The 18132-nt window shown below is 61.7% G+C and carries 17 protein-coding genes; 7 read left to right on the top strand and 10 right to left on the bottom strand.

The genetic code is table 11. The features are described 5' to 3' along the window. The first annotated feature begins 91 nt into the window (after positions 1 to 91). Positions 92 to 598, top strand: coding sequence for a DUF1993 family protein (locus AC244_RS07755; protein ID WP_053248187.1), 507 nt, complete (start codon positions 92 to 94; stop codon positions 596 to 598). Between the two features lie 96 nt (positions 599 to 694). On the opposite strand, the gene AC244_RS07750 is transcribed toward AC244_RS07755, so the two are convergent. From AC244_RS07750 to AC244_RS07710, 9 genes are all read right to left on the bottom strand, one after another. Then, the gene (locus AC244_RS07750) at positions 695 to 2374 is read right to left on the bottom strand and encodes a formate--tetrahydrofolate ligase (protein ID WP_053248186.1); all 1680 of its coding nucleotides are present in this window, start codon (positions 2372 to 2374) and stop codon (positions 695 to 697) included. A 122-nt stretch (positions 2375 to 2496) separates the two neighbouring features. Next, a complete protein-coding gene (locus AC244_RS07745; protein WP_053248185.1) occupies positions 2497 to 3723 on the bottom strand; it encodes a DUF2333 family protein in 1227 nt (408 codons plus the stop codon). Between the two features lie 3 nt (positions 3724 to 3726). Continuing rightward, positions 3727 to 5016, bottom strand: a complete 1290-nt coding sequence (locus tag AC244_RS07740; protein WP_053248184.1) for a DUF6638 family protein — start codon at positions 5014 to 5016, stop codon at positions 3727 to 3729. 132 nt (positions 5017 to 5148) lie between these two features. After that, a complete protein-coding gene (locus AC244_RS07735) occupies positions 5149 to 5556 on the bottom strand; it encodes an endonuclease domain-containing protein (protein ID WP_053248183.1) in 408 nt (135 codons plus the stop codon). Positions 5557 to 5668: 112 nt separating this feature from the next. Then, on the bottom strand, positions 5669 to 7585 hold the full coding sequence (locus tag AC244_RS07730; protein ID WP_053248182.1) for an AAA family ATPase: 1917 nt from the start codon (positions 7583 to 7585) through the stop codon (positions 5669 to 5671). A 2-nt stretch (positions 7586 to 7587) separates the two neighbouring features. Beyond that, entirely contained in the window at positions 7588 to 8736 is a 1149-nt protein-coding gene (locus AC244_RS07725; protein ID WP_053248428.1) for a hypothetical protein, read from the bottom strand. A 72-nt stretch (positions 8737 to 8808) separates the two neighbouring features. Beyond that, complete coding sequence (locus AC244_RS07720; RefSeq protein ID WP_053248181.1) at positions 8809 to 9897, bottom strand: hypothetical protein; 1089 nt, start codon at positions 9895 to 9897, stop codon at positions 8809 to 8811. 165 nt (positions 9898 to 10062) lie between these two features. Beyond that, positions 10063 to 10449, bottom strand: a complete 387-nt coding sequence (locus AC244_RS07715) for a c-type cytochrome (protein ID WP_053248180.1) — start codon at positions 10447 to 10449, stop codon at positions 10063 to 10065. Between the two features lie 162 nt (positions 10450 to 10611). Further along, the gene (locus AC244_RS07710) at positions 10612 to 11208 is read right to left on the bottom strand and encodes a thymidine kinase (protein ID WP_053248179.1); all 597 of its coding nucleotides are present in this window, start codon (positions 11206 to 11208) and stop codon (positions 10612 to 10614) included. Between the two features lie 271 nt (positions 11209 to 11479). On the opposite strand from AC244_RS07710, the gene AC244_RS07705 reads away from it, so the two are divergent. The 6 genes from AC244_RS07705 (at position 11480) to AC244_RS07680 (ending at position 16992) form a co-directional block, all read left to right on the top strand. Continuing rightward, positions 11480 to 12436: a choline ABC transporter substrate-binding protein gene (locus AC244_RS07705; RefSeq protein ID WP_053248178.1), complete on the top strand. Its 957-nt coding sequence runs from the start codon at positions 11480 to 11482 to the stop codon at positions 12434 to 12436. Between the two features lie 82 nt (positions 12437 to 12518). Further along, on the top strand, positions 12519 to 13364 hold the full coding sequence (gene choW / locus AC244_RS07700; protein ID WP_053248177.1) for a choline ABC transporter permease subunit: 846 nt from the start codon (positions 12519 to 12521) through the stop codon (positions 13362 to 13364). Next, entirely contained in the window at positions 13361 to 14410 is a 1050-nt protein-coding gene (gene choV, locus AC244_RS07695) for a choline ABC transporter ATP-binding protein (RefSeq protein ID WP_053248176.1), read from the top strand. Before choW ends, choV begins: the two co-directional genes overlap by 4 nt. 89 nt (positions 14411 to 14499) lie before the next feature. Next, positions 14500 to 15243, top strand: coding sequence for a HugZ family protein (locus AC244_RS07690; RefSeq protein WP_053248175.1), 744 nt, complete (start codon positions 14500 to 14502; stop codon positions 15241 to 15243). A gap of 119 nt (positions 15244 to 15362) precedes the next feature. Continuing rightward, positions 15363 to 15707, top strand: coding sequence for an ArsR/SmtB family transcription factor (locus AC244_RS07685; protein ID WP_053248174.1), 345 nt, complete (start codon positions 15363 to 15365; stop codon positions 15705 to 15707). 238 nt (positions 15708 to 15945) lie between these two features. Further along, the gene (locus AC244_RS07680) at positions 15946 to 16992 is read left to right on the top strand and encodes a Gfo/Idh/MocA family protein (RefSeq protein WP_053248173.1); all 1047 of its coding nucleotides are present in this window, start codon (positions 15946 to 15948) and stop codon (positions 16990 to 16992) included. On the opposite strand, the gene AC244_RS07675 is transcribed toward AC244_RS07680, so the two are convergent. Then, positions 16987 to 18123: a Gfo/Idh/MocA family protein gene (locus AC244_RS07675; RefSeq protein WP_053248172.1), complete on the bottom strand. Its 1137-nt coding sequence runs from the start codon at positions 18121 to 18123 to the stop codon at positions 16987 to 16989. The genes AC244_RS07680 and AC244_RS07675 overlap by 6 nt on opposite strands. Between the last annotated feature and the right edge of the window lie 9 nt (positions 18124 to 18132).

Raw genomic sequence — 18132 nt, 5'->3', positions numbered from 1 at the left:
AAAGATGGCGCCGACGCCTTGCAGGATCAGGTTCCGTTTCCCAGATAGCAGTCCAGGAATATCACCGTCCCCCAAGCCCGAGGAAACCTCCATGACGCTCACAATGTACAGGCTCTCCGTCCCCACTTTCGTTCATGGCTTCAATGTCCTCGGCAAGCTGCTCGACAAGGCAGAGGCCCATGCCGGCGAAACGGGCCTTTCGCTCGATGAACTGGTCAACGCCCGGCTGGTCGCGGATATGCTGCCGCTCTCAGGCCAGGTGCAGCGCGCCAGCGACACGTCAAAGGGCACCATCGCTCGGCTGACCGCGCTTCAGGTGCCCAGCTTTCCCGATGAGGAGAAAACGTTCGGTGAGCTGCGTGAGCGCATCGGCAAGACCGTCGCCTTCCTGGAAACGGTTCGGCCGTCGGATCTCGAGGGCAGCGAAACCCGCGAAGTCACATTGAACTTCACCAAGCTGAAGATGACGCTGAGCGGCGAGGATTATCTGCTGAAGTTCGTGTTGCCGAACTTCTACTTCCATCTGACCACCGCCTACGACATTCTCCGCCACAAGGGCGTTCCGGTCGGCAAGGCGGACTTCATCAGCCTCAGCTGAGGCTGCGTATGAAACAGGACGCGGTAGAGCTTTAAGGTCAGTCCACAACGCCTCAAATCGATTCCGTTTTGAGGCGTTGTGGATAACCGTCGACGGCTAGAACAGACCTTCGATATAACCCTGCTGGTTGAGATAAATCTTCTCCGACGATGGCGCCTTCGGTAGGCCCGGCATCGTCATGATCTCGCCGGTAATGACGACGATGAAGCCGGCGCCGGCGGCAAGCCGCACTTCGCGGACCGGCACCGTGTGGTCGGTCGGCGCGCCACGCAGGTTCGGATCGGTCGAAAACGAATACTGCGTCTTGGCCATGCAGATCGGCAGGTGGCCATAGCCCTGATCCTCCCAGGTCCGCAGTTGATCGCGCACCGACTTGTCGGCGATCACCTCGCTGGCGTGGTAGATGTCCTTGGCGATCGTCTCGATCTTGTGGAACAGCGACATCTCGTCGGGGTAAAGTGGCGAAAACTGCGAGTGGCCGCCTTCGGCAAGCTCGGCTACCTTTCGCGCCAGTTCCTCGATGCCGGCCGAACCTTCGGCCCAGTGGCGGCAGAGCACGGCTTCGGCACCGAGCGTTGCAACATAGTCCTTGATTGCCTGCACCTCGGCCTCGGTGTCGGAGGTGAAGTGATTGATGGCGACGATCGCGGGCACGCCGAATTTTTTGACGTTCTGGACGTGGCGGCCGAGGTTGGCGCAGCCCTTGTGCAGCGCCGCCAGGTTCTCCTTGCCGAGATCGTCCTTCTTCACCCCGCCATTCATCTTGATGGCGCGCACGGTTGCGACGATGACGGCGGCATCGGGTTTGAGCCCTGCCTTCCGGCACTTGATGTCGAAGAACTTTTCCGCACCGAGGTCGGCGCCGAAACCGGCTTCGGTCACCACGTAATCCGCAAGTTTCAGCGCCGTCGTCGTCGCGATGACCGAGTTGCAGCCATGGGCGATGTTGGCAAACGGACCGCCATGCACGAAGGCCGGATTGTTCTCCAGCGTCTGCACCAGGTTCGGCTGCATCGCATCCTTCAAAAGCACGGTCATGGCGCCATCCGCCTTGATGTCGCGGGCAAAGACCGGGCTCTTGTCGCGCCGGTAACCGATGATGATGTTGCCGAGGCGCTTTTCGAGATCCTTGAGGTCGGTTGCCAGGCAGAGGATGGCCATGACTTCCGAGGCAACCGTGATATCGAAACCGGTTTCGCGCGGATAACCATTCGCGACACCACCGAGCGGCCCGACGATGCTGCGCAGTGCCCGGTCGTTCATGTCCATCACCCGGCGCCAGGCGATGCGGCGGATGTCTACGTTCTGCTCGTTGCCCCAGTAGATATGGTTGTCGAGCAGCGCCGCGAGCAGATTGTGCGCCGAAGTAACCGCGTGGAAATCGCCGGTGAAATGGAGGTTCATGTCCTCCATCGGCACCACCTGTGCGTAGCCACCGCCGGCGGCCCCACCCTTGATGCCGAAGCAGGGGCCGAGCGACGCCTCGCGGATGCAGACGATCGCCTTCTTGCCGATACGGTTGAGCCCGTCGCCGAGACCGACCGTCGTCGTCGTCTTGCCTTCGCCGGCAGGTGTTGGATTGATCGCCGTCACCAGGATCAGATGGCCGTTCTTGCGGTCCTTCTGGGCGGCGATGAATTCCGCACCGATCTTTGCCTTGTCGTGACCGTAGGGCAGCAGATGCTCCGGCGGAATGCCGAGCTTTGCACCGATCTCCAGGATCGGCTTCTTCTTCGCGGCGCGCGCGATTTCGATATCGGACTTGACCTCCGCCATGGGTTTTCCCCTCCCCCCAAGCTCACATTTTTTACCCCACCCCTTATGGGATGAAGCTTGCTGTCAGCATCGCTGCGGCATGCGGCTCCAAGCTGGAGTCGCATGCCGTCAGGCGTAAATTTCTATCGTGCGAGGATGTCGCGCATCTCGACGATGTTGGAGCGCACCCGCAGGATATAGAAGCCCATGGTCGCCAGATGCGTCGGCATGATCCAGCCGGCCTCCTCGCCGTTGGAGATGATCAGCGGCTGGATGCGAAGTGCCGAGCGCAGTTGCTTGATCGTCTCCGTCCAGATCGGCGTCAGGCCACGCTGGGCGACGATGTTCTCGAAGTCGGCGCCGGCGGCCGAGAGGATGCCGTAATAGCCGTAGAGCTGGCCGTAGGCGAACCAGAAACGGTCGTCGGCACGCGTGTCGAACCAGCCGCCATTGTGATTTTCCGACCTCTCCCGAATGATCGCCGAGGTGTTGCCGAGATCGTTGGCGATGCGGTCGAGGAATTCGACCAGGTTGTCGGCGCGACCGTCAAAGATGGCCTCGCACTTGGCAAGCGAGGTGTTGAAGGTGCGCATGTCCCTCATCGCCGCGCGATAGAAGCTCGGCGTCGGGGTCTTCGGGCCAAAGGGATTGAGGCCGAAGTACCAGGTTTCCTCGTCAAACTGGATGTTGCCGCGCGCGCGCTGCAGATCGTTGTTGATGCCCGACGTTCCGCGAACGCGACCGAGCGAATCGACCAGCTCCACCGAGGTACGGCGAACCGCCTGGTTGATGCCGCGCTGGAACGATGCCTTGTTGTCGAGCCAGGGCGTGTCGTCCCAATCGAGACCGAAGAAGCCGACCTTGTAGAGCAGCATCGACGAAATCCAGGCGTTCTCGTTGACGTTGAAATCGATGAGGTCGGCTGCGGCATCGACGATCGCCGAGGTCTGGCATTGGGTTCCGGCGGGCAATTGCACGGCGGCCAGAGCCTCGGGCGTGGCTTCGGCCGGCGCAGCAGCGGCAGCCGCCGCCTGATTCGTTGCCGGCGCGCCGGTCGTCGTTTGTCCCGTCGTCGCACCCGGCCCGCTCACCGGAGATCCGGCCGGCACCTTGCGCTCGGCAAGCTTGTAGCGATCGACATAGTCAGGATCGAAATTCGTCCAGGCCTGTGTCTGCCAGATGAAGTATCCGTAGAAGAAGATCAGGCCGAGCAGGATGATGCCGATCGGCCCCTTGATGATCCAGCTGCGCGCGCGATACCAGTTTCCAAGCGCAACGAACGGCCACAGCAGCCAGGCAACGGCCAGGCCGATGCCGCGACCGATCGCGGTAAAGACACGCTGGAAAAACGCGACGATCGGATCAAACATGTCCTATTCCTCTCTGAGGCCGTAAAGCTTGTGGCGGAAGGCCGCCTTGTCCTTGAGATATGTGCCGGTCAGTGTCGCCACAACATATTCCCTGAACTTTTCGCTGTAACGCTCATAGGCGTCATAAAATCCCTGCTTGTCGAAGACGAAGCGGGAAACGAAATCGCGAGGAACGAGCTGGGCGATCAATCGGTTGACCAGCCACTGGTCGGGATGCGTCGGGGAGGCCCTGACCAGCATGAAGCGGTTTGCCGGCGCGACATCCTGCATCCTGATGCTGCCGGTTGTCTGCACGGTGCGCAGCATTTCCTGCAGGAAGGGATAGGCCCCGTCGCTCGCGACGAGGGCGGCATTGCGGTGCATCCAGGTCTGCAGCCAGATGCGGTCGGCCCGGGCAAGATCCGTGGTCGGATCGGCGTCATTGATCAAGCCGCGCACCACCATGTCGGCACGATGCTGGTAAAGTCCGGAATCCTCGACCCAGGACGTCTGCGGCAGTTGCAGCCGCTTCGTCGAGGCCAGAAAGTCGTAGATGCGAGCGTGATCGTCGATCGCGATATAGCTGACCTGCCAGGGCCGTGACCGGCGAAAACCGGGGACCGACGGATCGCAGATAACCGTCGTCGTCTTTTCGTCGAGGAAGACATAGACACCGCCGAAATGATTGGCCCAGAAGGCATCGTGGCGGAAAACCAGCTGATCGGGCACCAGCGCGTTCTGGCGGATGTCGCCGGTCACCTTCGCCAGCTCGACCATGCGGTTCAGCATGTCGTCGTCCGCCCAGGCTGTCGGCACCTTCTTCAGCCGGTCGACGAGGCCTCGCAGTTCGGCCGCCTTGCCGAGCATATCCTCGGCCGAGAGCACCCGAAAGCGCACCTCGTTGATCGACAGCAGATCGTCGATGTCGTCGACGATGGAGACCGAATCCTCGATCTCGCCGTAGAGCGCATCCTTGATCGTCACCGCGTTGATCGCGCGACTGTTGGCGTTGAAGAACTCGTGCATCAACGCCGCCGTGTTGGAAAAGCTCGTATGCACGACCGGCAGTTCCGCCTGATCCGGCGTCATGATGATGAAGCGACGGTTGACCCGGTTGGGGTCGAGATAGTCGCGATCGCCAAGCTCGTCGGCGATCTCCGGCGAAAACCCGGTCATGTCGATGCTGAAGCGTGTCAATGCCGTCGGACGCAGGCCGAATCCCTGCAGCGCCTTGTTGTAGCGCGCGATCAAATGCGGCTCGGAGATATCGAGCAGCCGTCCATAGATAAGCTCGGCTTCGAGCAGACGTTTCATGCCTGCACCCCTACTGTGGCACCGTCGCAACGCTGCGCACCGCCATCGATTTTGGGTGGGCCAGACAGGCGTCCGCGTCCCCTCTCCCCGCATGCGGGGAGAGGGCTAGGGTGAGGGGCCAATCTCCGTCGCTCAATCATGGCTTTCGCCTGCTGGAATGAACGTCAAATCCAATGTCCTCACTGCCCCCGTCAACCGCTTCTCCAGAACTGCAACAACCGTATCCAGGACCGCGTCGCGCTCCTTGAAGATTTGCGTATTCCAGAAGCGAGCGACACTCCATCCATTGGCGACCATGTACATATCGCGAATTGAATCGCCACTCCTATTCGCGTGCTGACTGCCATCCACTTCGACGACGAGGTGGTGATCCCGACAGGCAAAATCAGCAAAGTAGCTGCCTATCGGAAATTGCCGCACGAATTTGTAGCCGTTCAGCCGCCGACCTCTGAGTTCTGCCCACAGCAGAGCTTCGGCTTCGTTATCCGTGCGTCGCAGAAGGCGGGCACGTGCGGTCTCTTTTTCGTTCGCTCCCCTCACGCCGGCCCCTCACCCTAGCCCTCTCCCCGCGCGCGGGGAGAGGGGATGGCGTCGCGCCGCGGCTGACCACAGCGAAAAAGGCACGGAAGAGCTTCATGCCCTGCCGCAGCCATCAGCCCTGCCACCGGCCGTCGCGTATCATCGCCTCGATCTCGCGGATCGCCTTTTCGCGCTGGCGCTCGCGGCGGATGATGTCGGTGACGGCGGCATCGTCCGACTTGTCGGTGTAGCGGAATTCGCTGTCGGCGTAGCGGTTGATTTCCTGCAGCACCATCTCGATGGTGATCGGGCCGCGAAGCGCCTCGATCATCGCTTTCTTCTCGTCGTAACCCTTGTGCATGAACGAGCCGGCATCTCTAAACCAGTCGTCGGGCAATTCGACGTCCATCGCCCTGAGCTTGACCGCGTCGGTGATGTTCTTGATCGCCCGGCCGGTAAAGCGCGGCTCGGCCTCCTTGATCATGTGCAGATAGGCGCCGACATCGGCGAGCGTGGCGAGCGCGCCCTTCTCCTTCTGATAACGCTCCCAGACGGAAACGAGGCCCTCCTCCTGCGGTCGCGAATGCGCCTCGTAGGATTGCGACACGGCGCGCTTGATCTCCTGCCCCTCGAACAGCGCGTGCTCGCCGAGCGGGATCTTGTGATTCTTGCCGACCAGCAGCGCGAAGATGTCGACATAGTCATCTTCCGTCTGCGGCCCGTCGACCAGCCAGCGGGCGCCGGCGCGCTGGCGCAGCGCATCGTCGACGTTTTCCGGATAGTTGGAGAACATGCCGAAAGTGCAGTTGCCGCGCACCACCGTCGAGGCGCCGGCAAAGCTTTCCATCAGCACCGCCGTCACCTCGTGCTGGCCGGCAGATGCCCGGTCGTCTGAGCGCTTGGCCGCAACCTGGTCGACGTCGTCGATGGTGCCGAAGCCGATCGCCCGCGGGTTGACGACGTTGTTGACGAACTCCTTGCAGTTCTGACCCGACTTGCCCTGATAGGACGAGATCTGGTCGACGCCGAAATTCTCGTAGTGGAAGGCGTAGCCGGCGATCTCGCAATATTCGTTGAGCATGCCGGCGAGCATCTGGATCAGGATCGTCTTGCCGGTGCCCGGCATGCCGTCGCCGATGAAGGTAAAGAGGAAGCCGCCAAGCTCGACGAAGGGGTTCATCTGCCGGTCGAAGTCGTAGGCCATCAGCATCTTGGCAAGCTTCAGCGCCTGATACTTGGCGATGTGGTTGCCGATGATCTCTTCCGGCTTCTTGAAGGTCATCACCAGCGGCTTGCGCTTCTGGCCGGGCGCGACATCGAAGCCGTTGAGCGTGAAGTCGTCCTGGTCGAGACGGATATGCACATTCTCGAAGCTTTGCAGGCCGGTAAAGCGGCCCTTGCGCGCGATCAGCCCTTCGATGGCGACGCGCGAAAAGGCACGCGCACGCGCCGTCAGCGCCAGATCGTCGGCCGCGCCGGCAATACTCCGGTCAAGTGCTGCAATCAGCCCCTTCAAGGCATCTTGCGGCGTGTCGAACAGGAAGTCCGGCTCGACCGCATCGTCCACCGGCTCGCCCTCGCCCGACAGCGTCGAGCCGAGATAGGCGGCAAGCGTGAAGGCGCAGATGTAGGCAGAGGCGTTGAGCAACGCCTTGAACTGGTTGGCGTCCTCGCCGGCGAGCGGCGCGGTCGTATTACGGGCCTGCAACTGTTCGAGGTTCGTCTGCCGTGCGAAGACGTCGGCAACAGCCAGCGCCACCTGGATACCGCGGCGGGTCCTGTAGAGAACGGCGTGCTGCGCCGGCGACAGCATCGGGTCGCCCTGCCGCACCGCCTGGATGGTCTTAACAAGCTCGACCTCGCGCGTGCGGCGCTGGCCGCCCGTCGAAACCGTCGAGACGAAACGTCGGCCTGTGCCGGCAAGCGGCGCGCCGGCCAAGGCCTCGTCCCGCTCGAGGATCACCAGCTTGGTCACCAGCCCCTGGGCGATCGCCTGGTGCTTGGCGATCTCGTCCTCGTGCAGCGTCGTCAGCCCGGTATTGAGTGTCATGCTTAAACCTCGCTCACGACCTGGTTTCCGGAGATGACATGGACCTTGTAGTCGCCGAAGACTTCAGTCGCCTCGCCCGATGCATAGAGCGCCTGATAGGCGTCGTGCGGCACCAGCGCATGCTTCTCGTAGGACGATACGCCCATACGCGTGGCCTCCAGATTGTCGGTGTCGATGTGGAATTCTTCCTGCGCCGGGGTCGTCGACCAGAAGCCGCGCTTTGCGGCGCGTTCCGCCTTGGAAAACACTTCCTGCACGGTCCAGGTCAGGAGCCAGGCATTTTCCGGCTTGCGCACCTTGGACAGGATCTCGTTGATCCTGGCATTGTTCTCGGTGATTCCGGCCGAATAGAACGGGCCAAGCACGATGCGCCGCAACTGCTTGGGATGCAGTTCGGGAAAATCCTTGTCCATATTGGTGGCGATCGTCACCGGTGTCAGCGAGTAGGCGCTGTTCTTCGAGGCGAAATCGTCGAAGCGGCTGGCAAGCTCCGGATTGAGCAGGCCGCCGACCGGCAGCGGGATCTCGACCTGCGGGTTGAGCTTGCCGTCCTCGGTGACGAGCATTTCGACGATCTTCTCGGAGGAATCCTCGATCGTCGCCATATAGACCATCGGCAGGGTCTGGGTGCCGTCGAAAGCGCCCCAGCTCACCACATAATACGGCCGCATGGTCTTCGGGTTGACGGCAACGCGGATCGTTTCCGGTAGAATGAAAGGCGAGAAGATCTCGCCCTTGCCGATCTGCTCGAGATAGAGGCGCTCGGCCATGCGCGATTGCAGCGCTTCGGGAAAAGCCTTCTGCCTCAGGATGAAATCGGCCATCTCCTCGCGCAGCGCGTCGGCCGAGGGAATATCCGCAAGCCGCTTCGCCGCCGCCTGGCGGTCGTTTTCCAGTTCGAGCACATTCTGGAAAACCGGAAAGCCGCTCTCTGCCCGGGAGATCCTGAACTGATCGACGAAGCCGATGCGGTTCTCCCAGCAGGCGATCGACGCCTTCAGCCGGGCGAGATAGGGAACGATCACCTCGCCGACCACCGTGTTGCGATAGAGCGGCGAATTGCGGTCGCCGAGAAACAGCTCGAGCCCGGCAAGCGCCGAATGGATCGAGGTGAAATACTGCGTCACGGCGGCAGATGCGGCGACTTTCATGCGGATCCCCATGGCGCGTGCCGCGAGGCAAACTCGGATCGGATCATGCGCATGCCCATGCCCTGGCGCCGATCACTGCTGCACGTAGTTGGCGGTGTTGTGCTTGTCCATCACCGCCTGGAACCGGCGGGCAAAGGCGTCGTCGGCCAGCTTCTTGCGGCGCTGGATATCCTGCGTCGACAGCATGTTCTTCTCGTGCATTTCAAGCAGGTCGCCGATATGGCGCTGGGCCGCGGCTCCAATGCCGGCCATCGTCTCCTCGGCTGCCGTGTCAACTTGGCTTCCAAGTGTGTTGATCTTGTGGGCGACGTCCTGCTGGGCCGCCGTCTTCAACGAGTCTTCCAGCGCCTTGTAGAGCACGATGCGCTGTTCGGTATCGATCGTCAGCTTGTTGATCAGCGTGTTCTGCGCGGCGATCTGGTTGTTGAGCGAATCGACGAAGGTCTGGAACATCGAGGTGTAGCGTTCGAGCGTCTGGCTTTCGGCCAGCAGTTCCTGCTCTTTCGCCTGCTTCTCGTTGTATTCCGTCGCCAGTGCCGAGCGCTCGCCTTCAAGCTCGGTGCGCACCTTCTGCTCGGTCGAGGCGGCGATGCGGTTCTCGATATCGAGCAGCAGCGGGTTCAGTTCCTCGATGCGCTTCTGCACCGCTTCGAGATTGGACATCGTGCCCTTGCGGCGCTCGATCACCTGGATCAGGCTTTGCTCGGAGGTCTTGTAGCGCTGGTCGAGGATCGACTTCTGGTCCTTGAGGATGCCGACAATAGTGTCGGATTTCGACAGCAGCTCCTGGAGGTTGCCGGCAAGCGACATGTTGCGCACCCGGTCGGTGCGCATGCGCTGCATCTTCTGCTTGGAGAAGATGCCGATGAACTTCTCGTAGCCGGTGTAGTTCTTCATGCTCTCGAACTCGGAGCCGAAGATGTTGGTCGCATCTTCCAGCCCGATGATCAGGTCGGCGATGTTGGCCTCCATCACCTTCTGCTGGCTGATCACGTCCTGGATGCGGGCGTTTTCGATATCGAAATTGACATCGCCGAGCTTGGTCTCGGCCTTGGCGAACTGCTCCAGCACGACGCCGGATTGCTCGAGCTTGCCGCGCATCTGCTCGACAACGCTTTTCGTCTTCTCGATTTCCGCGTCAAAATTCTGAAGAGTCGCCATATCATCCCCCTGGATCGGTTGAGGCAACAGGTGCCATCCGGGCCAAATTACTCAGCCTTCGATTGCAGTTATATAAAGGGTGTTTATCGAAAGAGAACAAGTCTCGACCGCCGGCTTTTTTGGTCAACCGTCCCGTCGAAGTGCTTGAGATATCGACGGCATTGCCTACTTGGCGGCCGACGGATCCCTGAGATAGGCAATGACGTCGGCAATCTCCTGCGGCTTCTTCAGCCCGGCAAAGCTCATCTTGGTGCCGCCCACCATCGCTTTGGGGCTCAGCAGATACTCGCTCAGCGTCGCCTCGTCCCAGACATGCCCCTCGGACCCGAAGGCCTTCATGGCTTCCGAATAGCTGTAATCGGAGACCGAGGCGGCTGGGCGGCCGATGACGCCCATCAGGCTCGGCCCCACCCGGTTGTTGGGCTCGGTGGCCGTATGGCAGGCGCCGCATTTGCGGAAGACGGCAGCGCCCGCCTTGGCATCGCCGCCGGCATGGCCGGGCGTGGCCGCGAGACAGAGACAGAGCAGGAGAGACGGAAGCAGACGCGGCATCACGAACCTCATCGGGGAGAAACGGGGACCAGCATGGCATCCCGACCGCGTAGCTATCAAGACACCACGCCGTCGCACCACGGCGCCGCGCGTCCAATAGAAGAAGCAAAGGATGCTGTAACGCTCCAAACGCGCCGCATAACGCCTTGAATCGAATCCGGTTTAAGGCGCAGGGTCGCAGCGCATCTTGTCTTCCCAATGGCGCCGGCAATAGGAGACATATTTCTCGTTGCCGCCGACCTCGACCTGGGCACCCTCGCGAACAACATTGCCCTGCCCGTCGAGGCGGACGACCATGGTCGCCTTGCGCCCGCAATCGCAGATCGTGCGCACTTCGCGCAGTTCGTCGGCAATTGCCAGCAGCGCCATCGAGCCCGGAAAAAGCTTGCCCTGAAAATCGGTGCGCAACCCGTAGGCCATGACGGGAATGCCGATCCGGTCGGCCACGCGCGCCAGCTGCCAGACCTGCTCCTCATCGAGGAACTGCGCTTCATCGACAAAGATACAGGCAATCTTGCCGGCGCCGTCGGTGTTGAGCTTTTCGATCAGCGCGTAAAGATCGTCGCCGCCATGGAAGGGAATGGCATCCGCATCGAGGCCGATGCGTGACGAAATACGTCCGGTACCTGCCCGGTCATCGAACGCCGCAATCAGCATGACGACGCGCATGCCGCGTTCCTGATAATTGTAGGATGCCTGCAACAGCAACGTGCTCTTGCCCGCATTCATCGTCGCATAGCTGAAATAGAGTTTGGCCATATCCTGCCGTTTCCGGAAATCGTCTTGCCGGTACATGACGAGGCTTAGCCTCGAAGGCCAGAGCCTGTTTGCGCGACCCACAGTTTTTCGCCCGACTTGACCATTTCGTGGGCATTGCGACATTCTGCGTCGCATCGTGCATCCCGTCCGCGTATTGACGCAATACACTTCCTTCGACATCAAAGCGCTTGAATTCGCTATCCAATGGTGTTTGGCTAAAACTCCAATGGTGTTTGGCTAAAACAATAATAGAGGCAGGGGAACGACAACGATGAACAAAGCACTCTCTCTCAAATTCATGCTCGCGGGCGCCGTTTCGGTGGCTGCCCTCGTTGCAGGAAACGCCGCGGCAGCCGAGCCGGAAAGCTGTGGCACCGTCCGTTTCTCCGACGTCGGATGGACGGACATCACCGCCACCACCGCCACGGTTTCCGCTGTCCTCAATGGCCTTGGCTACGAGACCGATATCAAGGTTCTCTCCGTTCCGGTCACCTACACCTCGCTCAAGAACAAGGACATCGACGTCTTCCTCGGCAACTGGATGCCGACCCAGGAAGCCGACGTGCGCCCTTATCTTGACGACAAGTCGGTCGAATCCTTCGGTCCTAACCTCGAAGGCGCGAAATACACGCTGGCGACCAACGCCAAGGGTGCTGAACTCGGCATCAAGGACTTCAAGGACATCGCCGGCAAGAAGGACGCGCTCGAGGGCAAGATCTACGGCATCGAGCCGGGCAATGACGGCAACCGCCTGATCATCGACATGGTCGACAAGGACACTTTCGGCCTAAAGGGCTTCGAAGTCGTCGAATCCTCCGAACAGGGCATGCTGGCGCAGGTCGCCCGCTCCGAAAAGGACGGCGCGCCGATCGTGTTCCTCGGCTGGGAACCGCATCCGATGAACGCCAATTTCAAGCTCACCTATCTCTCCGGCGGCGACGATATCTTCGGCCCCAACTTCGGCGGCGCCACCATCTTCACCAACGTGCGTGCCGGCTATACCACCGAATGCCCGAATGTCGGCAAGCTGCTGACGAACCTCAAGTTCTCGCTGCAGATGGAAAACGAGATCATGGGCAAGATCCTCAACGACGGCAAGGAACCGGACGCCGCCGCCAAGGAATGGCTGAAGGCCAACCCGACGGCGATCGAACCGTGGCTTGCCGGCGTTACGACCAAGGATGGCGGCGAAGGCCTCCCCGCGGCGAAGACCGCGCTCGGGCTCTGACCGGCAACAAGGCGGGGGAAGACCCCGCCTTTTTTCACCGCATCGCGCGATATTTTTGATCTGACGAGACGGATTCACCCCTGTGGAATTTCTGACCGAAAACCGCATCCCCATCGGCGGCTGGGCCAAAGCGTTCGTCGACTGGCTGACAACGAACTTCGAGCTTTTCTTCGACCAGCTCGCTCGCTTCCTGTCGGGCGTCGTCGGCATTCTGCTCTATATCCTGCAGACGCCGCACCCGCTGATCGTGCTTGCGGTCATCACCGCACTCGCGTGGTGGTTCCGCCGCTCACTCGGCGTGACGCTGTTCACCGGCCTCGGCCTGCTGCTGATCATCAACCAGGGCTACTGGAAGGAAACGACGGAGACGCTGGCGCTGGTGCTGGCCGCGAGCGTCGTCAGCATGGCCGTCGGCGTTCCGCTCGGCATTGCCGCCGCGCGCCGGGCCTGGGTCTATGCCGTCATGCGGCCGATCCTCGATCTGATGCAGACGATCCCGACCTTCGTCTACCTGATCCCGGCGCTGATCCTCTTCGGTCTCGGCATGGTGCCCGGCCTGATCGCGACCGTGATCTTCGCCATTCCGGCGCCGATCCGCCTGACCCGCCTCGGCATCATCTCGACGCCGCCCTCGCTGGTTGAAGCGGCACAGGCCTTCGGCGCAACGCCCGGCCAGGTGCTGCGCAAGGTCGAGCTTCCCTTCGCCATGCCGCAGATCATGGCGGGCCTCACCCAGACGATCATGCTCTCCCTGTCCATGGTGGTCATCGCCGCACTCGTCGGCGCCAACGGCCTCGGCGTTCCCGTGCTTCGCGCGCTGAACTCGGTCAACGTCGCGAAGGGGTTCGAGGCCGGTCTCTGCATCGTTATCCTCGCGATCATCCTCGACCGCCTGTTCCGCTCGTCCGACGAAGGAGAGGGTGCATGACCGACGCCGTCGTTTTCAAAAATGTCGACATCATCTTCGGCAACAATCCGCAAACCGCGCTGCAGATGGTCGACCAGGGCAAGACCCGCGACGAAATCGGCGCCGCCACCGGTCTGGTGCTCGGCGTTGCCGGCGCATCGCTGGCGATCAACGAGGGCGAGATCCTGGTTTTGATGGGCCTCTCCGGCTCCGGCAAGTCGACCCTGCTTCGCGCCGTCAACGGCCTTGCGCCCGTCGTTCGCGGCGAGGTCGAGGTCAAGACGGCAAACGGGCCGCTCAACCCCTACCGCACCACGGCAAAGTCGCTGCGCGACTTCCGCATGCACACCGTGTCCATGGTGTTCCAGCAGTTCGCGCTCTTGCCCTGGCGCACCGTCGCCGACAATGTCGGCTTCGGTCTCGAGCTTGCCGGCATGCCGGACGCCGAACGCAAGGCCCGCGTCGGCGAGCAGCTTGAGCTCGTCAACCTGACGAAGTGGGCAGATCGCAAGGTCAACGAGCTGTCGGGCGGCATGCAGCAGCGTGTCGGCCTTGCCCGCGCCTTTGCGACCGGCGCGCCGATCCTCCTGATGGACGAGCCGTTCTCGGCGCTCGATCCGCTGATCCGCACCCGGCTTCAGGACGAACTGCTTGAATTCCAGCGGCGCCTGAAGAAGACGATCGTGTTCGTCAGCCACGATCTCGATGAGGCGTTCCGCATCGGCAACCGCATCGCCATCATGGAAGGTGGCCGCATCATCCAGTGCGGAACCCCGCAGGACATCGTCAGAAACCCGGCGAACCAGTATGTCGCCGATTTCGTCCAGCATATGAACCCGATCAGCATGCTGACGGCCAAGGACGTGATGCAAACCGGCGTTGAGCGTGGAGCGACCATTGCCGGCGTAACGGCGACCGCCAAGCCGACGACGCCGCTCGTCGACATCCTCGATGCCATGTCCCGCCAGCCGGGCAGCGTCGGCGTCGTCGACAACGGCTCCGTCGTCGGCACGATCAACGCGCAGAACATCGTCGAAGGCCTGACGCGACATCGCAGCAAAAGTTGACGAACGCACACAAGAAGCCAATAAAAGCCCGGAATCCGTTCCGGGCTTTTTCGTCTGGAGCCGGGCTGAAATTCAGGAAGGACTGACGAATGAGCGACAAACCGAATGTGTTGCGCGAAACCGATGACGAGGCCCGCACGCTGGCGCATACGCTGCTGCGCGGCGCGCGCAGCGGCTCGCTTGCGGCAATCGAACCGGAGAGCGACGGCTTCCCCTTCGTCAGTCGTGTGCTCGTCGGCATGGATGTCGATGGCGTGCCGGTGATCCTGATCTCCAAGTTGTCGACCCATACCAAGGCGCTGCTTGCAGACACGCGCGCCTCGCTGCTGACCGGAGAGCCCGGCAAGGGCGACCCCCTCGCCCATCCCAGGCTCACTGTGCAGTGCGAGGCCGAAGCGGTCTCGCACGATTCTGAAGCCCATGCGCGCATCCGCGAGCGATTCGTTCGCCGTCATCCGAAATCGAAGCTCTATGTCGACTTTCCCGATTTCGGCTTCTTCCGCCTGAACCCGTTACGCGCCAGCCTTAACGGTGGCTTCGGCCGCGCCTATGTGCTGACGGCACAGGATCTGGTGATCGAATCACCGGCGACGGCATCGCTCGCCGCCATGGAAGCAGGCGCTATCGAACATATGAATGCCGATCATGCCGACGCGGTCAGATTTTACGCTGAGAAACTCTGTAATGCCGCTGCAGGCGACTGGAAAGTCGTCGGAATCGACGCTGCCGGGCTCGATCTCGCCCAAGGCGACCAATTGAAGCGGCTCGAGTTCCCTGCGCCAATGCGGGACAGTTCGGAGTTACGGCCACTTTTGCGCGAACTTTACGGTTAATCGCTCGCCAGCTACCCCCATTTCTTGCAGTAGGTAGTTGCCCTTTTATGCATCACGACTAATTATCGTCCTTCGTCAACCATAACTACGTGTGATGTAATTTTCGCATGGAGCACGCAATGCAGCCACTTTCGCCTGAAAAACACGATGAAGCCGAGATAGCAGCCGGCTTCCTCTCGGCCATGGCAAATCCTAAGCGCCTTCTCATCCTCGATTCCCTTGTCAAGGAAGAGATGGCGGTCGGCGCATTGGCCAATAAGGTGGGGCTGAGCCAGTCCGCTCTGTCCCAGCACCTGTCCAAGCTGCGAGCCCAGAATCTGGTCAGCACTCGGCGCGACGCTCAGACGATCTACTATTCCAGCTCGTCCGACGCCGTCATGAGAATTTTGGGTACGCTCTCCGATATCTACGGCGTTGCAGCAAATGCCGTGGAAGAAAAGACCTTGGTCCGCCGCTCGGCCTGACCTAATCAGTCCGCAACAGGGATCATGCCCTGAAGTAGCCCCACACGAGAAATCGCGCGGGGCTTATTCTTTTCTGGAAGATCGGCAGACGGGGCAAGCCATTGCCCGGCCGAAGCGGCCCGCTGCCCTGATAACATCGACCGTCAATGTTGCTCGGAGCTTGCCGCCGATGTTTACGCGACCTTGAGATTTCCGGGTCAGGATGCGCCCCGAGCGAAACAGCCGGGACATCGGGTTAATGCAAGACAAGGTCCGTTGGGGCATCGCTGGTACCGGCGCGATCGCGAACAGCTTCGCGTCCGACATCCAGTTTACCGGCAATGCCGTGTTGGCCGCTGTCTATTCCCGCAGCAAGGAGAGGGCCGATGCCTTCGCCGCCCGGTTCGGCGGCATCGCCAGCCATTCCAGCATCGAGGCCTTCGCCGCCGATCCGGGTATCGACGCGGTCTACGTCGCCTCGCCCAACGCCGTCCACCTGGAGCACGCCATCGTCTTCCTGTCGGCTGATAAGGCCGTGCTGGTCGAAAAGCCGCTGGCGACCTCGTTCGACGACGCGCGTTCGCTCGCCGCCTTGGCCGCAGCCAAAAGCCTGTTCGCCATGGAGGGCATGTGGTCCTGTTTCCTGCCGGCGATCACAAAGGCGCGCGCCCTGCTCGATGGAGAAGCGCTGGGTCGCATCCGGCATGTCAAAGCCGAGCTTGCCTATGAGAAGCCGTTCGATCCCACGAGCCGCTTCTTCGACGCCAGGCTCGGTGGCGGATCGCTGCTCGACCTCGGCATCTATCCGCTGTCCGTGTGCCTCAACCTGTTCGGGCACCCGCAAGCCATCGACGGCCGCTGGCAAAGCGCACCCACGGGCGTCGACCTCCAGGCGGAAATGCGCCTCGCCTATACCGGCTTCGAGGCGCATCTTTCCTGCGGTTTCGACCGTGACGGCGATAATCGCTTCATTATCGACGGAGACCGCGGCACGCTCGTCATCGACGCGCCGTTTCTGAAGGCGAAACGGCTGTTCCTCGGCAATAACGGCCTGGTGCGCAAGGTTATCGCGCCAAAGGGCCAGGGCCTGTGGGCAAAGGCACTGACGCGAATTGCCAGGCGTACCTCGCTGCCCGGCCTTCAGCGCTTCGATCTGCCCTTCCCCGGCAACGGATTGCAATTCGAGATCGAAGCGGCAAGTGCGGCGATCCTGGAGGGCTGGCACGAGCATATCCTGATGCCGATGTCGCGCAGCACCCACGCGGTCGAAATCATCGAGAAGATCCGCGCCCTGCCGCCGTCATAGATCGAGCGGGCGATAGCCTTGGCGGCCGTTGTTGAGGGCAAGCACGATCTCGGTGAGGTGGCGCGCCGTCGCTCCGGAAAAGAACGGCGCCTCCCCACGCGTGATCGCATCGGCCTGAGCAGCAATGCCACTGACAAAATCGATCTTTGAGGGATAGGCGGGCAAGACCGGCGCCTTGGCCCTGGTCGGATAGCGCACCTTGTTTCCGGCGTAGAGCCGGACAGGCAGCTTGCGACCGGTCTTCCACTCGACCCAGTCGAGAATGCGGTGCTGCAGCGAACGCTTGGCACCGAAAGCTTCGACATGAATGGGAGAGCGGTTGTCCCAGAGATCGCGCACGACGATGGTGCCCTTGTCGCCGATAACAGTCAGCGAACGGTCGCGCGGGGCCGCAAGCCCGCAGGTCACACGCGCCGTCACGCCTGAGCGGAAGGAAAGGCAACCGACAGAGAAATCCGGGCCAAGGCTTAAGCGTTCCGTGCCCGGTCCCTTGTCCGGGAAAGTCAGGGCAGAAACGGCGCTGACCTCGGCAACCGGTCCGAAAAGCGAAACAAGCCAGCTTGCCGCATAGCCCGCATGCTCCAGCGTGCAGCCGACTTCGAACTCATGCACGCCGGGCCAGCGGGCGCCGGAACGGCTGCGCCATTCGCGCCAGTTCGCTCTAAACACCGGGCCGTCTTCCATTTCCGCATAGACGAGGCGCGGCGCGCCGATGGCGCCGGCCGCAAGCAGCGAGGCACAGAGCGCCTGCGCTTCGCTGAGTGCATTGGCCGGCGCGCCGCCAAGCACCAGCGCCCGCTCTCGCGCCAACTCTACGAGTTCACTCGCCTCCTCGACGCCCATGGCCAGCGGCTTTTCACAATAGACGTGCTTGCCGGCGAGAAGCGCTGCGCGGTTTACCGTATAGTGGCTCTCCGGCGTCGTCAGGTTGACGACGATCGCCACCGCCGGATCCGCCAGCACCTCGTCCAGCGTCGCGTAACGGTTGACCTTCCAGTAGGCGGCAAACTCCGTCAGGCGTGTTTCGTCGCGATCCCAGACGCCAACCAGTTGGAGCTGCGGATGGTTGGCAAGCGTCGTCATGTAATAGTCGGCAACGAAACCTGTTCCGACAAAGGCTATCCCGGTCATCACTGCAGC

The organism is Ensifer adhaerens (assembly GCF_001270265.1).
GTDB classification, from domain to species: Bacteria; Pseudomonadota; Alphaproteobacteria; order Rhizobiales; family Rhizobiaceae; genus Ensifer; species Ensifer adhaerens_B.
This window is presented reverse-complemented; position numbering and strand designations above follow the sequence as displayed.

Coding starts and splice junctions, on each gene's coding strand:
- AC244_RS07690 (WP_053248175.1), top strand. CDS start 14,500: ATGAGCGACAAACCGAATGTGTTGCGCGAAACCGATGACGAGGCCCGC.
- AC244_RS07730 (WP_053248182.1), bottom strand. CDS start 7,585: ATGACACTCAATACCGGGCTGACGACGCTGCACGAGGACGAGATCGCC.
- AC244_RS07715 (WP_053248180.1), bottom strand. CDS start 10,449: ATGCCGCGTCTGCTTCCGTCTCTCCTGCTCTGTCTCTGTCTCGCGGCC.
- choV (WP_053248176.1), top strand. CDS start 13,361: ATGACCGACGCCGTCGTTTTCAAAAATGTCGACATCATCTTCGGCAAC.
- AC244_RS07720 (WP_053248181.1), bottom strand. CDS start 9,897: ATGGCGACTCTTCAGAATTTTGACGCGGAAATCGAGAAGACGAAAAGC.
- AC244_RS07710 (WP_053248179.1), bottom strand. CDS start 11,208: ATGGCCAAACTCTATTTCAGCTATGCGACGATGAATGCGGGCAAGAGC.
- AC244_RS07740 (WP_053248184.1), bottom strand. CDS start 5,016: ATGAAACGTCTGCTCGAAGCCGAGCTTATCTATGGACGGCTGCTCGAT.
- AC244_RS07725 (WP_053248428.1), bottom strand. CDS start 8,736: ATGAAAGTCGCCGCATCTGCCGCCGTGACGCAGTATTTCACCTCGATC.
- AC244_RS07675 (WP_053248172.1), bottom strand. CDS start 18,123: ATGACCGGGATAGCCTTTGTCGGAACAGGTTTCGTTGCCGACTATTAC.
- AC244_RS07705 (WP_053248178.1), top strand. CDS start 11,480: ATGAACAAAGCACTCTCTCTCAAATTCATGCTCGCGGGCGCCGTTTCG.
- AC244_RS07680 (WP_053248173.1), top strand. CDS start 15,946: ATGCAAGACAAGGTCCGTTGGGGCATCGCTGGTACCGGCGCGATCGCG.
- AC244_RS07755 (WP_053248187.1), top strand. CDS start 92: ATGACGCTCACAATGTACAGGCTCTCCGTCCCCACTTTCGTTCATGGC.
- AC244_RS07750 (WP_053248186.1), bottom strand. CDS start 2,374: ATGGCGGAGGTCAAGTCCGATATCGAAATCGCGCGCGCCGCGAAGAAG.
- AC244_RS07745 (WP_053248185.1), bottom strand. CDS start 3,723: ATGTTTGATCCGATCGTCGCGTTTTTCCAGCGTGTCTTTACCGCGATC.
- AC244_RS07685 (WP_053248174.1), top strand. CDS start 15,363: ATGCAGCCACTTTCGCCTGAAAAACACGATGAAGCCGAGATAGCAGCC.